Origin of the sequence: Paracandidimonas lactea (genome assembly GCF_021653995.1) — a bacterium.
In the GTDB taxonomy this organism is placed as follows: Bacteria; Pseudomonadota; Gammaproteobacteria; order Burkholderiales; family Burkholderiaceae_B; genus Allopusillimonas; species Allopusillimonas lactea.
In genome coordinates this window covers 151481-169503 of record NZ_JAJJOZ010000007.1, presented here as the reverse complement: position 1 = coordinate 169503, position 18023 = coordinate 151481, and the positions used below count along the sequence as shown (strand labels likewise).

Here is an 18023-nt window from a genome sequence, read left to right as displayed (position 1 = left end):
TCGGTTAAACCCGATGCCCACACCGCCGGGATTACGCCTGTGCCGCGATCTCCGAAGGCCGTAGCAAGGTGCCCTTGGGGTCATGCTTGGCAATCGCCTGATCGATCAGGGCTTGCATGCGTGCGGCATCAATCCCCGCTGGCTTGGCCACGGTCTCCGACCACTTATTCACCTGAGCTGGCTGAATTAACGCCTTGGCGGTCTTCTTCTGCGCGTCATCCAGCACATGGAACTTGACGCCTTCCTTGCGCGCCTTCTGCACATAATCGTGCAACACCTTGTTCATGATGCTGGAGTACTGGCCGCCATATATTTCATCGACAATTTCATTGCATGCCGCCTGGATCCCGGCGGGAAACGATTGCCAGGTGTCGATATTGATAACCGTCGCCGCCGGTGCATGGGGGCCATCACCGATATCGGTAAAGTGCGGGGCAATCTCATGCAGCTTGTAGGCAACTGCTGTGATGAAGTCGAAACCATACACACCGTCCAGCACACCGCGTTCAAGCGCCGTGTAGACCTCGGGTGCGGCCATCGGCACCGCCGTTCCGCCAAGCCTCTCAATCACATCCGTGGCCACGCCATAGCCGCGGATACGTTTGCCCTTGATGTCTTCCAGCGACTTGATGGGCGTGCGCGTGATCAGCGGCGCGTAGTTCCAGTTGGTCCAGTACATTACCTTGGCGCGGTGGCGTTTCTCCCACTCATCGCGCAGCGGCTCGAACTGCCCGTACACATCCCGGCATACCTGCAGCAGTGCATCGGCGCGGTTCATGCGGAAGTACCACTCCAGCCCGCGCGTGACGGGCAGATCGGCCTGATAGTACCCCGGTGAGATCAGACTCATCTCCGATGTCTTGTCGCGTACAGCAGGCAGATGCTCACCCACTTTATTCAGGGATGCAGACCAATAGCGCCGCACTTTGACTATACCGCCCGAGCGTTTCTCCAGCTCGCTCAGGAACCACCGATCCAGCCACGATGGACCTGCGGTCTCCGATACATAACTGTCGAACTTGAACGAGATCTTTTCTTTCGCGGAAAGCGGCAGCGACAAGCCGCCCAATGCGCCGGCCCCGGCCAACAAGCCAGTAGCCCTGATGAACTCACGACGTTTCATGACTCCTCCTCATTATGTGCGCGGTGATGCGCTATATATGGCCCCACGGGCCGGTCTAATCCGGGATGCCTCCCGGCTGCCTGGCAAGGCTCCGCAGTTCTGTCTTCAGGATCTTGCCGTAGCTGTTCTTGGGCAGCTCGACGCGGAACACATAGCGCCGCGGCTTTTTGAACGAGGCCATCTCGGCGCGGCACCAGGCCTCGAGCACCGTCGCGTCAACATGCGCGGCGCCCGCGCGCAGCACCACAAAGGCCACGACCTCTTCGCCCCATTCTGGATGCGGTGCGCCGACCACCGCCACCTCGAATACATCAGGATGGCGGGCAATCACCTCCTCAACTTCGCGCGGATAGATATTGGTGCCGCCAGAAATAATCACATCTTTCGAGCGATCAGTAAGCGTCAGAAACCCGTCCGCGCTCAGAAAGCCGATATCGCCCGTGCGCAGCCAGCCGTCCACCAGCGTCTGCCGGGTAGCCTCCTCGTTGCGCCAATATCCGCTCATGACCGCCGGGCCGCGCGCCAACACTTCACCACATTCTCCCGGCGGCACATCGTTGTATGCGTCATCCACCACCCGCACTTCCATGCAGGACTGCGCGGTGCCCACGGATGCGATGCGCGCTTCCCAGCGCGGCTGACCGCGATCGGCGATCGTCTCCCTTCGCATGGCTGTGATCGTCATGGGGCTTTCACCCTGGCCATATATCTGCGCCACAACGGGGCCCAGCACATCGAGCGCCTCAATCATATCGGCGGCATACATGGGCGCGCCCCCACACACAATCGTGCGCAACCCCTCCACGCAGTCAGGCGCCTCCCGGACCATACGCTTGACCATAGTTGGCGCAGCAAACATGCAGATACCGCCCAGTTCGCGCGCCAGTGCGAAGATCTCGGCACCGTCGAAACCGCGAGACACTGGCACCACATGGCGCCCTCCTGCCCGCACCGACATGAAGTTGTACAGGCCCGCCCCATGCGACATCGGTGCCGCATACAGCCAGGCGTCGCTGGCCGACACGCTATCCACATCGTAGGGATAGCAGAGTGCCATCGCCATAAGATTGCCGTGACTGAGCATCACACCCTTGGGGCGACCCGTAGTGCCCGAGGTGTAGAACAGCCAGGCCAACGCTTCCGGCGCTGCGACGCACGGCGCGGGGAAGCTGTCCTCATCCGCGTTCGCCACGGCCTGCGCGTACACAGCGGCATCGACACCCAGCTCCCGGCAGCCCGCAGGCAGCGCGGCCGCCTCGAACTGCTCGCCGGTATCCGTGACCAGCACACCGGCCTCGGCATTGGCTGCGATCCATGCAGCTTCTTTGAGATGCAGCTTGTAATTGATTGGCACCACCACCGCACCTATCCACCATGCCGCATACAGCATCACCAGATATTCGATGCGGTTGGGCATATACAGTGCAATGCGGTCGCCGGCGCGAATGCCGTAATCGCCCGACAGCACTGCAGACAGTGCGGCCGCATGCGCGGCGAACGCGCGGTAATCGGCGCGGCATTCGGCACCCGCGAACAGCGCGGGGGCTTCTGGTGTTTGCCGCGCCCGCTGATAAAGCCAATTGGCGATGTTCATGCGTCACACCCGCTTTGCCTCGAGCACCGACGCATAGTTGGCGACCGCCGCACCGCCCATATTGAACACCAGGCCCAACGAGGGGCTGTCAATCTGCATGTCTCCGGCCTGCCCCGTCAGTTGCCGGAATGCGATGGCGTGCATGGACACGCCGGTGGCGCCCACTGGGTGGCCCTTGGCCTTGAGGCCGCCAGATAAATTCACGGGAAGCGACCCGCCGCGAAACACCGTCCCCTCATCCAGCGCCCGGTGCCCCTGGCCCGCGGGCGCCAGCCCCATCGCTTCATAGATCAGCAGCTCAGCTATCGTGAAACAATCGTGCACTTCCGCGAAATTCAAGTCGCCAAGTTGGATGCCGGCAAGATTCAGCGCATCGCCGATCGCCTTGCGCGGGCCTTCGAACGCCAGAAAATCGCGCGACGACATCGGCAGCAGATCGCTGACATGCACCATGCTGCGCAAGGCCACCTCGCGCGGGAATTCATGAGCGCGCTGGGCGCTGACCAGCACCACTGCGGCCGCGCCATCGGAAACCAGCGAGCAATCGGTAAGCCGCAGCGGCGGCGCAATCAGCGGGTTGCGATCCGACACTGTGTTGCATGCCTCTACATCAAGCTCTCTGTGCATTTGCGCCAATGGGTTGCGCATGGCATTGGCGTGATTCTTGGCTGCGATGGCTGCCATGGCAGCCAGCGGATCCTGATAGCGGCGGGTGTATGTCTGCGCTGCAAGGCCGAACACCTGCGGAAAGCTGAGCGCGGCTTCCTTCGCGTCGTTCTGGTAGCCCGCACCGGCCAGCGCGCGCGTGACATCGGCAGTGCTGTTGTGCGTCATCTTCTCTGCACCCACAACCAGCACAACCTCGGCCTGCCCCGCCTGTATCGCCGCCACACCGGCGGCAATGGCCGCGGCACCCGACGCACACGCATTCTCGCAGCGCGTTGCCGGCGTGAAGCGCAGATCGGGCGAAGCCTGGTGAATCAGCGACGACGCGAAGCCATCACTGACCATGCCCGAATTGAAATGGCCCAGGAATACCGCATCGACCTCGCTGGCCGGCACTGCGGCATCTTCCAGCGCTTCGCGCGCGGCCGATACGATGAGATCCTCCAGCCGCAATGCGTCAAGCCGGCCGAATTTGGTATGCCCGCTGCCTACAAGCGAGACCGTGTGCGTTTGCATGATGCGCCTCCACTGAATGTTGTTTTTCTAATGATGGAGGCTTAAGATACGTAGGTCTATACGTGCACCCACTTATCTACGTACGTAGTTTTACGAATATGACCGACACGCAGTTGGAAGAACTCGCTTTTCGCGAATCGCCCTCACCGCTGATCATCACTGAACATCGGCGCATATTGCGTTGCAACAAGGCATTCGCTTCTTTGTTCGGTTATTCGGTCGAAGAGCTGGCAGATGAGCTCATTCTCAAGCTCTATCCATGCAGTGCCGATTACTACGAAATCGGCGAGCGCTGCCTTCAGGCGCTGCGGCACAACACCACGTATGAAGACGAACGCTTCATGCAGCATCGCAGCAAAGAAATTTTCTGGGCCCGCGCGCGCGGCATCACGCTTACCCCGCAAGACCCATTCAGCCTGATGGTGTGGAATTTCGAACGCATCCAGCACCGTCCCAGCAAAACCGCATCACTCACCCCGCGCGAACAAGAAATCGCCGGCTTCATCGTCAACGGCCTCACGTGCAAAGAAACCGCCGCCGAACTCGGCATTTCACACCGCACTGTCGAAGTGCACCGCGGACGCCTGATGCGCAAGCTCAACGCCAAGAACACGGCCGAGCTCGTTTCTCGGATCATCCAGGTCACCCACGGCAGCTAAGCGGAGCCCCCTGCAGTCTAAGTCACATAGGTAAACGGCCTGAAGCGGCGCAATGCCATGATGGCCAGCATCGAAAGGCCAAACACACAGGCCGCCATGAAGGGGATGGACCACCATTGCGAGCGGGCGCCCGACAGCAGGCTCGTCGCATCATCCATGCGTTGCAGGACGAAGATGTGGATGCAGTAGACGCCCAAGGTGCAGGCGGACGCGCGCCGCAGCGGCACGGCCAGGCTGACGCTTTTCGAGCCCAACCCGTACAGGACGTTGAAGGCGCAGACCGACGACGCCAATACAAACGGTGAAAGATAATCGTAGAACAGCGGATCGGGAGCGCCTTCGCGCAGCGAGTACGCGTAGGTTGCCAACATGGTCAGCACGGCAAACACGGCGAACAGGCCGGCGTTGACCAGCACGTAGCGACGTTTGTCGCTCTGGCGCTGGAAGCATTCATACACATACGCACCTAGAAACAGGTAGCCGGCCAAGCCAAAGAAATTGCCAGCTCCGTATACCTCGAGCAGGTCTGTCTCGATCCCCAGCAGCGTACGCACGGTAGGCCAGCACGACACGGCCACCCACAAGCCCAGGTAGATCTTCTTCTCGGCTGGCCCGGTAGCGTGCCAGATCTTGCGCAGGAACGGCACAAACAAATAGATACCGACAATGGCATAGAGATACCAGAGGTGGAAAGTAACCGGCCCATTGGCCACGGCGCGCAGCCACCCGTACCACGGCCCGTAGCCTTCGCCATGCCATGCATTCCACGCCATATAGAACAGCGACCAGAACAGCAGCGGTGGCAGCACGCGCACAAATCGCTTGCGGAAGAAGTCACGCAAGGCTTCCTGCTTGTTCAGCAGCAGCACGCCCGTCAGCATCAGAAAGAGCGGCACGCAGCTGCGGGTGATCGAATCATAGAAATTGCTGGCCCACCACCTATCGTCGAACACACTGAAATTACGCGCTGCGACGTGCAACAGCACCACCATAAAACAGGCCGCCACGCGAGCGGTGTCCATCGCGGCGCTGAAGCGCAGACGCGCGCCCACCCGTGCCGTCGCCGGGCAGCCCTCCAGCGGGCTCGGGACGGCGTCGATACTGGTGCCGGTATGAGCGCTATTGCCGGTGTTGGTGTTGGTGCTGGTGTGGGTGTTGGTGCCGGCGCTGGCGCTGGTGAACAAAGAGGTATCGCCCTCCCGCATACGAAAACTCCGAGGCTGTGTGGTTGCACGTATAGTCGTAACATGTGGACGCCTGAGCGTGCCTCACGCCGGATGTCCAGGTGTAGCGAAACGTTAATGGCTCTGCGAACGAGCTGGGGCGGTTGGGTACACTGCACAGATAGTCATCCGCGCCGGGCCGCCCCGGCATTTACCCATACGGAGCATCAATGAGCGAACCCATTCTTGTACAAGCCGCTGAACTGAATGCCTTGCTGGCCAGCGAGAAAAACGGCGACATTCTGGTGTGCGACTGCAGTTTCGACCTTGCCGATCCCGCGGCGGGACGGCGTGCCCACGAGGCGGAACACATCCCCGGAGCGGTTTATGTGGGCCTGGAAGAGGACTTGAGCGCGCCGCGTACCGGGAAAAATGGGCGCCATCCACTTCCCGATGCACAATGGTTCGCCGCCCGCATGGCACAGCTTGGCGCCAGCGATGACACGCTGATCGTGGCGTATGACAACGCCAGCGGCATGTATGCCGCGCGCCTGTGGTGGATGCTGGGCTGGGCCGGCCACAGCCGGCGCCGGGTGCTCGATGGCAATCTGAACGCCTGGAAAGCGGCGCACCTGCCGCTGGCCAGCGGCCCCTCGCCCAAGAAATCCGCAGGCAGTTTCAGCTTACGCCCCGCGCTGCACACCATGGTTGATTACGCCACCGTTCAGGCCAACCTGACGCGGGGCGAACGCCAGTTGATCGACGCCCGCAATAATGAACGCTTTCGAGGGCAGAACGAAACCCTGGACAAGAAGGCTGGCCATATCCCGGGCGCGCGCAATCGTTTCTTCATGCAGAACCTGCAGGCCGACGGACGCTACAAGCAGCCTGGCATATTGCACGAGGAATATTCGGCTTTACTCGGTGACGTCAAGCCTGAAAACGTCGTCAACCAATGCGGATCGGGCGTCACCGCGTGCCATAACCTGCTGGCCATGGAGTTGGCGGGGTTGAGCGGCAGCGCGCTCTATCCTGGGTCATGGAGCGAATGGAGCCAGCAGGACAACGCGCCTGTCGCAACGGGCGACGCCAACTTTACCGCACCTGAAAACCGCCGCTGAAGGTGGCGCGCAGGTGGTCCACGAAGCACTGAACGGCCCTGGGCACGTGCGGGGCCCAAGGCCGCAATGCATAGACCTGATCGCCAAAGAAGCCTCGAACGCGCCAGCCCGGCAGCACGGGGGCCAGCCGCGCACGCGGCGGGGCGCTTGCACTGAAATCGGGCAGCAGGCCGATACCCAAGCCATCGATGGCGGCCTGCCTGAGCACCTCGCTGTTGTTAGCCTTGAGTTGCCCATTCACTGGAACGGATACGGCATCCGCTTCGTCATCGCCGTCGACGGGCATGAACGACCACGTATCGTTGCTGCTGTCGCCCAAGTAAAGCAGGCAATCGTGGCCGGCCAGATCCCGAGGATGCGCGGGCATGCCGCGGCGCCGGAGATAGGCCGGCGAAGCCACCAGCACCGACCGCGTGGTGCACAGCGGCCACGCCACATAGCTGTCGGGCGCCACCGAAGTGTGACGTATAGCCAGGTCGAAGCCCTCGTGCGCGAGGTTGACGAAACGATCGGTCAGCGCCAGATGGACAGTGATATCCGGAAATTTGCGCAGAAAAAGCGATAGCGCGGGCGCCACGTGCTGGCGCCCGAGCGCGACGGGCGCCGTCACCCTTACCGTGCCGCGCGGCTCACCGGTAAGATCCTTGACCGAGGTGAAACCCGCGCCGATACGCTCGAATGCGGGCCCTGCGCTGGAAACGAGCGCCTGCCCAGCCTCTGTCAGGTGCACCGCACGCGTGGTGCGCCGTACCAGCGGCAGGCCCGCGGCTTTTTCGAGGGCGGTGATGCGCATGCTGACCGAGGCCTTGGAGACGCCCATCCGGCGCGCGGCCTGTGTGAAGCTGTGTGTCTGTGACAGCACGGTCAGCAGGTAGATGTCGGCCATCAACGGCGCGATGTCATCAGCGGACATCTGGTACTCCTGGCATCGGTAAAAAAAAACAGGCCCTTTACGGTATATGGCCACACCCTATGCATCGCTACGATCGAAGCAGCCTCGGATTGTTCATTATTCTGAACACTCTTATTGATTTTACCCGGCTTATCCAACGCGCGGGATCAGCCTAGACTTACTGCATCGATACAAGGCCTGTGGGTGCCTCTTCCTCGTTCGACCAGCGCTGCTGCACAACAGTGCACCGCCTGATCAAGAACCGGTATCCACACTACTGCCAACCCTCTCATCCACCAGGAGACTTCCATGACCGGCCCGGTTCCCGCTTCCACCTTCGACACACTCTCTGACGCCCTCGTCCAGCATTGGATCGACGGCGCACCGGCCGCCGCCGAAGGCCGCCGGCTAGCGCCCGTCTACAACCCCGCCACGGGCGCTGTGGCGCGCCAAGTGACGCTGGGCACTGCCGAAGACGTAGACCGCGCTGTAGCGGCCGCCGCCGCCGCCTTCCCCGCCTGGGCCGACACGCCCCCCATCCGGCGCGCACGCGTCATGTTCCGCTTCCTGGAACTGCTGAACCTCCACAAGACAGACTTGGCGCGCGCCATCACCGCCGAGCACGGCAAAGTGCTGAGCGACGCTCAGGGCGAAGTTGAGCGCGGCATCGATATCGTTGAGTTCGCCTGCGGCATCCCCCAGCTGCTCAAGAGCCAGTACACCGACCAAGTATCGAGCGGCATGGACAACTGGACCATGCGCCAGCCGCTGGGTGTTGTCGCCGGCATCACTCCGTTCAACTTTCCCGCCATGGTGCCCATGTGGATGTTCCCGGTCGCAATCGCGGCGGGCAACTCCTTCATCCTCAAGCCCAGCCCCATCGATCCCAGTGCCTCGCTGCTGATCGCCGAGCTGCTCAAGCAGGCCGGCCTGCCCGACGGCGTCTTTAACGTCATCCAGGGCGATCAAGAAGCTGTGGAGGCGCTGGTGACACACCCCGGCGTTGCCGCCATCTCTTTTGTAGGTTCCACACCCATTGCGCGCAAGATCTATGAAACCGGCGCTCGCCATGGCAAGCGCGTGCAGGCGCTGGGCGGGGCCAAAAATCACATGGTGGTCATGCCCGATGCCGATCTGGATCGCGCCGTCGATGCGCTGATCGGCGCTGGCTACGGTTCCGCCGGCGAGCGCTGCATGGCAGTTTCGGTGGCCGTGCTGGTGGGTAATGTGGCCGAGCGGCTGGTGCCCATGTTGGCCGAGCGCACGCGCGCCGTGCGCGTACGAAATGGCCTGGACAGCGAAGCAGAAATGGGCCCCATCGTCCATGCCGCCGCGCGCGAGCGCATCACCGGCTACATCGGTATTGGCGAGCAGGAAGGCGCGCAACTGTTGGTGGATGGCCGCCAGTTCGACCCCGCCAGCGCCGGTTCGGGCTGCGAGCAAGGCTTCTGGCTGGGCGGTACGCTGTTCGACCATGTCACCCCTGACATGCGCATCTACAAGGAAGAAATCTTCGGCCCCGTGCTGAGTTGTGTCCGCGTAGCCGACTTCGGCGCAGCCGTCGATCTGATCAACGCACACGAGTTCGGCAATGGCGTAAGCTGCTTTACCAACGACGGCAACATCGCGCGCGAATTCAGCCGCCGCATCCAGGTTGGCATGGTGGGCATCAACGTGCCCATCCCCGTCCCCATGGCCTGGCATGGCTTCGGCGGCTGGAAGAACTCCATGTTCGGCGATATGCATGCGTATGGCGAAGAAGGTGTACGCTTCTATACCAAACAGAAAAGCATCATGCAGCGCTGGTCTTCCAGCATAGGCAAAGGTGCCGAGTTCGCCATGCCCACCGCCAAGTAAGCAACCACGGAGCATCCATGCACGCAAACCGCCTGAAGCAGTTGTGGAACAACGGCAAGCCTGCCCTGAACGGCTGGCTGTCCACTGCCAGCCCCTTCACCGCCGAACTCATGGCAGAGCAAGGCTACGATTCCCTCTGCATAGACATGCAGCACGGCCTGATCGGCTATGCGGATTCGCTCCACATGCTGCAGGCGATGCGTGCCAGCCAGGTCGTGCCGCTTGTGCGCGTGCCTTGGCTGGATCCCGCCCACATCATGAAGGCGCTCGATGCTGGCGCCTATGGCATCATCTGCCCCATGATCAGCAACCGTGAACAGGCCGAGGCGTTGGTCTCGTACATGCGTTATCCGCCCCAGGGCGCGCGCAGCTCCGGCCCTACGCGCGCGGGCGTGGTGTCGGGCGCCAACTACGGTGCCGAAGCCGACGAGCAGCTCATCTGCCTGGCCATGATCGAAACCCGCGAAGCTGTCGAGAACCTGGAAGAAATCGTTGCCACCCCCGGCCTGGACGGTGTCTATATCGGGCCGGTCGACCTCACCCTCGCGCTGGCGGGCAAACGCTTGCCCGTCGGTTTTGACCGCACCGAGCCAGAGATGGTCGAGGTTATTCAGCGCATCCTGGCAACCGCCCACAAGGCGGGCATCCGCGCAGGCTTGCACTGTGGATCGCCCACCTATGCCGCCAAGGCTGTCGAATGGGGGTTTGACATCGTCACCGTATCGAACGACGTGCGATTACTGGCGACCGCAGCGGCCGCCAGCGTAAAAGACTTCCGGCGGATGACCGGGCAAAACAACACACAGCCGGCCCCCGAGACACAAGGTGGCGGCTACTGAGCCAACACCGGCTGAACTGCCGCCCGCTGGTTATCCATACCTGGTTCCAAGGGCTCCAGCCAGTGCGGCACTGTTGGAGCCAGCTTGCGATACTCAGCCAGCATGTTTCCGCCCACAATGAATCCCGTGGGCTGTCCTTTGGCATTCAGATATGTTGCCCTGATCGCGCCTTCGCCGACCGCTTCCGTCTTCCACTGGCCATCATTCACCATGGGCGGCGCGATGGCCAAGGGGAGTGCGGGCGTTTTCACGACAATGGGCATCGCAGGGTAATTAACGGCCGTCGGATTTCCGGCCAGTGTCGCGGCAAGTGCCCGAGCGCACTGCATGATCGGCATAACGTACGGCAACAATGCGCCATCGACTTGTGCGCAATCACCCAGCGCGTAGATATCAGGTGCACTGGTCTGGAGAAAGCGGTCTGCAACAATGCCTTTGTCCACCGCAAGGCCGGCCGCCTGCGCAAGCGCGACGTTGGGGCGCAAGCCCACGGCACTAATGACAACATCCGCCTGCAATTGGCAGCCATCCGACAGGCGCACGAGCAATGCCGTGTCTACGCTGTCCACCGAATCGCAGGATGCGCCGCAGCGCACATCAACGCCAGCGCTCGTGAGCGCTGCCTTCAATTGAGCGCCAATGTCGGCGGGCAGCAGCCGATTGAGTGGCCAGGAAGCGGGCTCAACAAGCGTTATATGGTGGCCTGCGCGTGCCAGGTCATTGGCAAATTCGCAGCCTATCAACCCCGCGCCAAGGATAACGACGCGTCGCGCCTGATTCAACTGCGCATGCAACTGGCCGTAATCCGTCAGATTGTTGATGGACACAATGCGGTCGCATGCGTCGCCACCCAGCGAAAGCCGCACTGGATCCGCGCCAACCGCCAGCACCAATTTGCTGTAGGAGAACACCGCATCGTTGACGACGAGTTCGTGTTTGTCAGGCCGAATGGACTGCACGACAGAGCGGGCATGAACCTGCACCCCCAATTGTTCACGCATGTTTCCGACAACCTTGCCGAGCAACGAGGCAGCGTCCTTGCCCGCTGATATACCGTTAGACAGCATGGGCTTCGAATAAAAATGCCCCTCGTCCAGCGTGAACAGGGAAATGGGAACCTGGCTATCCAGGCGACGCAGCTCCCGCGCGATGGTATAGCCTGCGAGTCCCGTTCCCACTATTGCGACAGGTGCGACGCTCATAATATGCCTTATGTGGATACATGCTCCATGCAAGGCATCCAACAATGGATGCCCCGACAACCCGCGCTCAGCGGCCAATTGTCAATGCTCAATAGTCAATGGTCAATGGCCACTCGTCAATGGCCAAGGGCCACTGGCCGAGCGCGGGCGAACTACGCTGTTACTCAGGTTGCGTCATACTGACCGCGGCGTCGCGAATCTGCGCAGCACCCGGAATGAGCACTTGCTGCAAATGCGGCGCGGCCGGCATACGCACATCGGGCGCACCCAGACGGCGCACTGGCACCGACAGATTGCGGAAGTGCTTCTCCTGGACACGCGCCGCGATCTCGGCGCCAAATCCGCCCGTCACATTGGCCTCGTGGACAATCAGCAGGCGATGAGTTTTCGCCACACTCTTGTCCAGCGCCTGCCAGTCGAAAGGCGCAACCCAACGGGCATTTACGACTTCCGCGGAAATCCCGTGGGTAGCCGCCAGCTCCTCGGCGGCGGCCAGCGCCTGCCCGAGCATGGCGCCCCACGTCACAATGGTGATGTCGCTACCCTCGCGCGCAATGCGGGCGCCTTCCGCAGCTTCGATATCACCATCAATTTCAACCGTTTGGCTGGCGCCATGGTATAGCCCCCGGTTCTCTATCACCAACGTTGGATCATCACTCTTGATGGCGGCGAGCGTCATCGAGTAAGCGTCCTGAGCGGTGGCTGGAATGCCAACGCGCAATCCTGGCACATGCGCGTAGAAGGCTTCGAGGTTCTGGGAATGCTGGGCACATGAGCCCGGAAGCGCACCCTGTTGCGTACGGATCGTGAGCGGCGCCCCAAGCCTTCCAGCGGAGACGTACCGGACGTTGGCCGCTTGATTGACGATCTGATCCATCGCAACGAGGCTGAAGTCGATCCACATGATTTCCACAATGGGCCGCAGGCCCGTCATGGCAGCGCCAACCGCTGTGCCCAGCATCGCCGTCTCGGAGATCGGCGTATCGAACACACGATCCTGACCGAATGCAGCCTGAAGGTCTTTCGTGATGCCGAATACACCGCCGGGCTTGCCCGCATCTTCGCCGAAAAGCACCGTGTCGGGAAACTCGGACATGGCGCGACGCAGCGCTGCGTTGATTGCCTTGCCATAGTTCAGTTCAACGACGGAATTCTGAATATCGTTACGCATAAAGGTGCTCCAGAACGGTATTGGTGTCGGCCAGCGGCGCGTCAAGCGCGGTGCGGGCGGCGGATTCTATAGCCTCACGGGCATCGGCTTCGATTTTCGCCAGGCGCTCCACGGGGATGCCGGCCGACGCAAGCTTTTCGCGAAGGCGCAAAATGGGTTCGCGCTTTTTGGCTTCGGTCAGCTCGCCGCGGGGGCGGTAACTTTGCATGTCCCCGTAGTAATGCCCAACCAACCGCTGCGTCATCATTTCTATCAGCACCGGGCCCTTTCCTTCGCGAGCGGCCTGCGCATGCTCCGATACGCAATTGCGCACAGCCTGAAGATCATTTCCGTCAATACGCACGCCCGGAATCCCGTAGGCGGCTGCGCGCTTATACAGATTGGCGTCTCGCGTCATGTCGGCAATCGGCGTCAGTTCCGAATAGATGTTGTTTTCGCATACGAATATCACCGGCAGGTTCAGGTATGCGGCAAAGTTCATTGCCTCATGAATCCCACCCTGGTTCATGGCGCCATCGCCAAAAGCAGTCAGCGCAACTGCGCCGCTGCCGCGCAGTTTGTTGGTCAGGCCCGCGCCACAGGCAATCGGAGCACCAGCGCCGACGATCGAGTTTTCACCATAGAATCCCCAATCCGCCGCACTGAAGTATGCGGATCCGCCACGGCCTTGATTGACGCCCGTCTGGCGTCCGAGAAGCTCCGCCAGGATGGCGCTGGCAGGCACGCCGCAAGCCATGGCCCAGCCATGGCCGCGGTATGTTGAAAATACCTGATCGCCCTGCCGCAAGGCTTGCAGCGCACCGGTATAGATCGACTCCTGGCCAATGCAAAGATGCACCGAACCCTGGATGATTTGCTGCTTGCGCAGCTCCGTAATCTTCTCCTCCAGGAATCGAATGCTGTACATCATTTCGAGCCCTGCAATTGCGGACTCGATATCTTCAATAGGTAAATCACTGACAGTCATAGCGACCTCTTTCTCGAAAAACTGTTGAACTATTGCGCGCCCGCTTCAGAACACGCCGCGGAACGCGCCACCATCGACAAGGATGTTTTGGCCGGTCACGTAACTGGCGCCCTCGCTGCACAGGAATGCACAGACATTACCCATTTCTTCGGGCGTACCCAGCCGGCCCATAGGGATGGATTCCGATACTTTTGCCAGCTGCGCATCTTTGGTGATACCCGCCTGCGCTGCCTCGCGCTCCAGGGCCCGGTTCTGCCGGTCCGTCAGAATGCGTCCGGGCAGCAGCGAATTGATGGTGACACCATAGCGCGCCACCTGGACGGCCCGCACTGACAGCAGGCTGGCAAGCCCGGTACGAAACACGCCCGACACAACGAGATTCGGTATGGGCTGCCGCACAGCGGCGGAAGATATCATGACGACCCGGCCCCAGCTGCGCGCAATCATGCCGGGCAGAATCCGGTCGAGAATGTCAGTCATCGGCATGAATATCGAATCGAACGCCGCCTGCCACTCGGCGAGCGAAAGCGTCTGATTGCCTACTGGCGGTCCACCCATATTCAGAACCAGGATGTCCGCGTGCCCCGCCTGCTGCACGACCTTGTCGCGATCTTCACACGTGTTCAGATCCGCCGCACAATACGAAACGGCAGCCTCCGCACACCGGAGTCTGATCTGATCCGCGGCCGCCAGGAGACGCACTGGATCGCGGCCATTCAGGCATACGGAATGGCCCGCCTGCGCGAGCGAAGCCGCACAGGCATGACCAATACCGGTGCTGGAAGCCAACACCAACGCATGACGCCGAGCTGCGGTCATGACAGGCACAGCGCGTCGTAGCGCGTCACGCGTTGCCGCAAACTGTCTGCACCTGCCACTAGCAACCCTATTTCAGAACCCAGCGCGACCATATTCGCGCCCGCCTCAAAATACGGGCCGCAAGCATGTTCGCTTGCCAGCACACCCGCGTACTTGCCTGCGGAACGCACCTGCGAAATGCCTTTGGTGATCGCGCTCACTACGTCCGGGTGACCGGGTTGGCCCAGCAACCCCATATCGGCCGCCAAATCATTGGGGCCGAAGAATACGACATCAACACCGTCGACTTCCGCGATGGCATCGATAGCTCGCAGCGCACTGCGGCTCTCGGCTTGAACCATAATGACTGGGCCTGCCGGCGCCTGCCCCGGCAACAGCTTGTCGCGGCCGTAACTCAACGCGCGTACACTGCCTGCAACACCACGGCGTCCGGCGGGTGCATAGCGACAGCAGTCAACCACGGCTTGAGCCTGATCGGCCGTCTCGATATTGGGCACCATCAAGGCATGGACGCCCAGATCCAGCAGCTTTTTGATCTGAGCGCTGTCAACGCCATTTGTCCTCACGACTGCGGCAGTCTGGCTGGCTGCAAGCGCCAGAAGCTGTGCATGCAAATTGATGAAGTCGTTGGGGCAATGTTCTGTATCGAAGATCAGAAACTCATACCCGCTGTCTGCGATCGCCTCTACAGCCTGCACGCTATACGAACAGCAGAACAGCCCAAACAGCCGGCTTTTTTCCGTCATACTGGCACGCAACCTGTCCAGCCTCATGCCGACGCCTCCTGATTTTCCTTCAGCCTCTGGGCATTGACATGACCAAACTTGTGGCCAAACCGCTCAACCATAACCTGTTCGAGCTTTTTACTGTCGTGGGCGACCCAGCCGCCCGAACGCACGGCATAGTATTCGGAACAAGCAGGCTCATTAGGCTCTTTGCCCTCATTCGCCAGCGCTTTGGCTCGCTTGAGCATGTATTCGCGAAAACGCAGCAGCCCGACATCCGTGGCGCCCAGATTTTCGCGCGAGCGATCCACGATGGGGCCCTGGCTATTCTGAATAGCCGCATCCTGTTCGGACACACCCTGGATGCCGGTGTAGCTGTTAAGCCTCTGCGCTTCACGATCGAGCAAGTAATCGTTATGGGGCCCACGCAGCGGGATATAGTTTTCATCAACTTCGGCATGCACGGTCAAGCCCTTGCGACATGCCTCGCGCTCTTCTTCAGTGAGCGGCCGATCGGGATTCCATGTGTAGTTGTAGATCCAGCACGACGTGTCGCTCGCTGGCACCCATGTCTGGCCATGGTAGTTCTCGCCTGGAAAGGCGCTTGGAACAAGGGCGTGGTTGGGGGCCAGAAACTGTGCGATGCGCCAGTAGCGATCCTGTTCTCCCGCCAGGCGCGCTCCGCCGATTGTCAGCCCTGCGGGAAATTCATTGATCTCAAACCTAGGCCGCGGGTCTTCCTGCACCCAGCGGATCCGATCATTCTTCACGCTCTGCGAACCGATCGCGGCATGCGCCATGAGGCTGGCCGCATCTTCGCCGACTTGCGGAACCACCATGTGCAGAAATGAGAAGTGGGCGGTATCAATAGCGCCTTCCAGACACTGGGCCCAGTTGCAATCCTGCCACTTTTTGGACACGAAAACATGCGACGCGGGCAAAAGGGTGAACTCCATCTGCGGAAGCTCAGGCGGTATTTCCGCCGAACCCAGATATGCCCAGACGAAGCCGCCCGCCTCACGCGTGGGATATGACTTGATCTTGATGCGATCTTTGTACGACGAATTACAGGGAGCGGTGGGCAGGTCTACGCAGTTGCCATCGACGTCGAACTTCCAGCCGTGGAACACGCAGCGCAGACCGCCCTCTTCGTTGCGCCCGTAATACAGGTTTGCGCCACGATGTGGGCAAACCGGCTCCACCAGGCCGACCCGGCCAGTCGTGTCTCGAAACGCGAGCAGATCCTCTCCCAATACTGTGACCCTTTTCTGGGTGCCGCCGGGAACATCCAGTTCCTGCGACAACATAACCGGCATCCAGAAACGGCGAAACAACTCGCCCATAGGGGTTGATGCGCCCGTGCGCGTCAGGATCTCGTTGTCTTCCTTGCTTAGCATTGTGATTTTTCCTTGCGTCAAAATATCCGCGTCCGGTGCCGGGCGTCAGACTTGAACCATGATGAATTCGTCTTTGCCCACACCACAATCAGGGCACACCCATGAATCGGGCACATCTTCCCAGCGCGTGCCCGCAGACACTCCACCAGCCGGATCACCGTACGCTTCGTCATATATCCAACCGCACAAAACGCACATCCACGTAACCGTGGCCGTCCCCTGAGATGTGCCGGCGATAACACCTGCCTCTATCGTTGCGGTTGCGGTGGCGGTTGCCGTCGCGGCTGGGGTTGCGGCTGCGGTGGCGATGGTGGCTGTGGTGGCGGTAGGCTGCATGGCGTCTATCGTTCAAGTGAATATTTTTTAAAGCTCGAATACGTGATAATCTACCGATAGTCGGTTTAAACATCTATCTTTGTTTCGAATATCAAAACGCTGTACAACATATATGACTTATCTTTCCGCGATAGAACAAAGCAGCCAACGGCTGGAAGACTATGACGGGGATCCTCAGTTCGCCATGACACTCGCAAAGGGGCTGGAGCTGTTGTCTGCCTTCACACCCGATCGGCCCGTCCTCAGCAACAAAGAACTTTCAGACATGCTGGGCATGTCCAAATCGACGGTATCCAGGTTCACGTACACGCTGACGCGCCTTGGCTACATGGCCGCCGATAAACACTCGGGCAAGTTCCAATTGGGAACAGCCGTCTTGTCAATTGGCTATCCCCTGTTGGCAAACATAGCGATACGCCAATTTGCCCGCCCGATGATGAGCGAACTGGCCGAGGCCATTCAGGGGTCGGTTTCAATGGGTGTTTTGGATCGCTTGCGAATTACCTATATCGAAACCAGCCGCCACCGTTCCATTTTCAATACCAGGATGTCAGATATCGGGCTATCGGTTTCACTTGCTGGCAGCGCCATCGGCAGGGCTTATCTATGCGGCCTGCAGGCGCCCGCACGTGAGACATTGCTCAACACGCTTAAAGTCCAGCAGCCCAAGGAGTGGGAACAACACCACAAAGCAGTGCTGAAAAGCATTGAGGACTACCGCCGCTATGGCTTCTGCATGTCAGAGGGTGAAATCCTGCCCGATGTATATGGTGTGGGCGTGCCGTTCCACGGCAAACGCGATGAACTGATTGTGTTCAACTGCGTTGTGCACGCCTTTCAATGCCAGGAGGGCACGCTCCAGAATGACATCGGGCCACGCCTGCTCTCGCTGGTAAAAAACCTCGAGGCATTCATGGCGCCGTTCCAGCGTTTCTAGGCAGTGCCGGGTGCCTTGCCGCCGCAAGGCACGCCCGAT

The 18023-nt window shown here is 60.7% G+C and carries 17 protein-coding genes; 5 read left to right on the top strand and 12 right to left on the bottom strand.

What is annotated here, in order from left to right:
- Nucleotides 1-31 precede the first annotated feature (31 nt).
- From LOL23_RS13730 to LOL23_RS13720, 3 genes are read right to left on the bottom strand one after another with little or no spacing between them, the layout of a single operon-like run.
- Nucleotides 32-1123, bottom strand: a complete 1092-nt coding sequence (locus LOL23_RS13730; protein ID WP_160978942.1) for a C4-dicarboxylate TRAP transporter substrate-binding protein — start codon at nucleotides 1121-1123, stop codon at nucleotides 32-34.
- A gap of 55 nt (nucleotides 1124-1178) precedes the next feature.
- Entirely contained in the window at nucleotides 1179-2717 is a 1539-nt protein-coding gene (locus LOL23_RS13725) for a class I adenylate-forming enzyme family protein (protein ID WP_160978940.1), read from the bottom strand.
- Between the two features lie 3 nt (nucleotides 2718-2720).
- Nucleotides 2721-3899 (bottom strand): thiolase domain-containing protein, encoded by a 1179-nt coding sequence (locus LOL23_RS13720; protein ID WP_160978939.1) that lies wholly within the window; start codon nucleotides 3897-3899, stop codon nucleotides 2721-2723.
- A gap of 98 nt (nucleotides 3900-3997) precedes the next feature.
- Between LOL23_RS13720 and LOL23_RS13715 the strand changes: the two genes are divergently transcribed.
- Nucleotides 3998-4558, top strand: coding sequence for a LuxR family transcriptional regulator (locus LOL23_RS13715; RefSeq protein ID WP_160978937.1), 561 nt, complete (start codon nucleotides 3998-4000; stop codon nucleotides 4556-4558).
- 17 nt (nucleotides 4559-4575) lie between these two features.
- Here LOL23_RS13715 and LOL23_RS13710 read toward each other — a convergent pair whose 3' ends face one another.
- Nucleotides 4576-5763: an acyltransferase gene (locus LOL23_RS13710; protein WP_305072136.1), complete on the bottom strand. Its 1188-nt coding sequence runs from the start codon at nucleotides 5761-5763 to the stop codon at nucleotides 4576-4578.
- Nucleotides 5764-5951: 188 nt separating this feature from the next.
- Here LOL23_RS13710 and LOL23_RS13700 point away from each other — a divergent pair, with 188 nt between their 5' ends.
- The gene (locus tag LOL23_RS13700; RefSeq protein WP_160978933.1) at nucleotides 5952-6842 is read left to right on the top strand and encodes a sulfurtransferase; all 891 of its coding nucleotides are present in this window, start codon (nucleotides 5952-5954) and stop codon (nucleotides 6840-6842) included.
- On the opposite strand, the gene LOL23_RS13695 is transcribed toward LOL23_RS13700, so the two are convergent.
- The gene (locus LOL23_RS13695) at nucleotides 6817-7755 is read right to left on the bottom strand and encodes a LysR family transcriptional regulator (protein ID WP_160978931.1); all 939 of its coding nucleotides are present in this window, start codon (nucleotides 7753-7755) and stop codon (nucleotides 6817-6819) included. The two genes, LOL23_RS13700 and LOL23_RS13695, sit on opposite strands and share 26 nt — an antisense overlap.
- 288 nt (nucleotides 7756-8043) lie before the next feature.
- Between LOL23_RS13695 and LOL23_RS13690 the strand changes: the two genes are divergently transcribed.
- Nucleotides 8044-9591, top strand: coding sequence for a CoA-acylating methylmalonate-semialdehyde dehydrogenase (locus LOL23_RS13690; protein WP_160978929.1), 1548 nt, complete (start codon nucleotides 8044-8046; stop codon nucleotides 9589-9591).
- A gap of 17 nt (nucleotides 9592-9608) precedes the next feature.
- Nucleotides 9609-10430, top strand: coding sequence for an HpcH/HpaI aldolase family protein (locus LOL23_RS13685; protein WP_160978927.1), 822 nt, complete (start codon nucleotides 9609-9611; stop codon nucleotides 10428-10430).
- On the opposite strand, the gene LOL23_RS13680 is transcribed toward LOL23_RS13685, so the two are convergent.
- From LOL23_RS13680 to LOL23_RS19020, 7 genes are all read right to left on the bottom strand, one after another.
- On the bottom strand, nucleotides 10424-11632 hold the full coding sequence (locus tag LOL23_RS13680; protein WP_160978925.1) for an FAD-dependent oxidoreductase: 1209 nt from the start codon (nucleotides 11630-11632) through the stop codon (nucleotides 10424-10426). The genes LOL23_RS13685 and LOL23_RS13680 overlap by 7 nt on opposite strands.
- 160 nt (nucleotides 11633-11792) lie before the next feature.
- A complete protein-coding gene (locus LOL23_RS13675; RefSeq protein WP_160978923.1) occupies nucleotides 11793-12803 on the bottom strand; it encodes an alpha-ketoacid dehydrogenase subunit beta in 1011 nt (336 codons plus the stop codon).
- Complete coding sequence (locus LOL23_RS13670; protein WP_160978921.1) at nucleotides 12796-13770, bottom strand: thiamine pyrophosphate-dependent dehydrogenase E1 component subunit alpha; 975 nt, start codon at nucleotides 13768-13770, stop codon at nucleotides 12796-12798. Before LOL23_RS13670 ends, LOL23_RS13675 begins: the two co-directional genes overlap by 8 nt.
- A 45-nt stretch (nucleotides 13771-13815) precedes the next feature.
- Nucleotides 13816-14589, bottom strand: a complete 774-nt coding sequence (locus LOL23_RS13665) for an SDR family oxidoreductase (RefSeq protein WP_160978919.1) — start codon at nucleotides 14587-14589, stop codon at nucleotides 13816-13818.
- The gene (locus LOL23_RS13660) at nucleotides 14586-15362 is read right to left on the bottom strand and encodes an HpcH/HpaI aldolase family protein (RefSeq protein WP_160978917.1); all 777 of its coding nucleotides are present in this window, start codon (nucleotides 15360-15362) and stop codon (nucleotides 14586-14588) included. The genes LOL23_RS13665 and LOL23_RS13660 overlap by 4 nt, the downstream gene beginning before the upstream one ends.
- Nucleotides 15359-16711 (bottom strand): Rieske 2Fe-2S domain-containing protein, encoded by a 1353-nt coding sequence (locus LOL23_RS13655; RefSeq protein WP_160978915.1) that lies wholly within the window; start codon nucleotides 16709-16711, stop codon nucleotides 15359-15361. The genes LOL23_RS13660 and LOL23_RS13655 overlap by 4 nt, the downstream gene beginning before the upstream one ends.
- 45 nt (nucleotides 16712-16756) lie before the next feature.
- A complete protein-coding gene (locus tag LOL23_RS19020; RefSeq protein ID WP_305072135.1) occupies nucleotides 16757-17047 on the bottom strand; it encodes a rubredoxin in 291 nt (96 codons plus the stop codon).
- A 112-nt stretch (nucleotides 17048-17159) separates the two neighbouring features.
- Between LOL23_RS19020 and LOL23_RS13645 the strand changes: the two genes are divergently transcribed.
- Nucleotides 17160-17984, top strand: a complete 825-nt coding sequence (locus tag LOL23_RS13645) for an IclR family transcriptional regulator (RefSeq protein WP_160978911.1) — start codon at nucleotides 17160-17162, stop codon at nucleotides 17982-17984.
- Nucleotides 17985-18023: the final 39 nt, after the last annotated feature.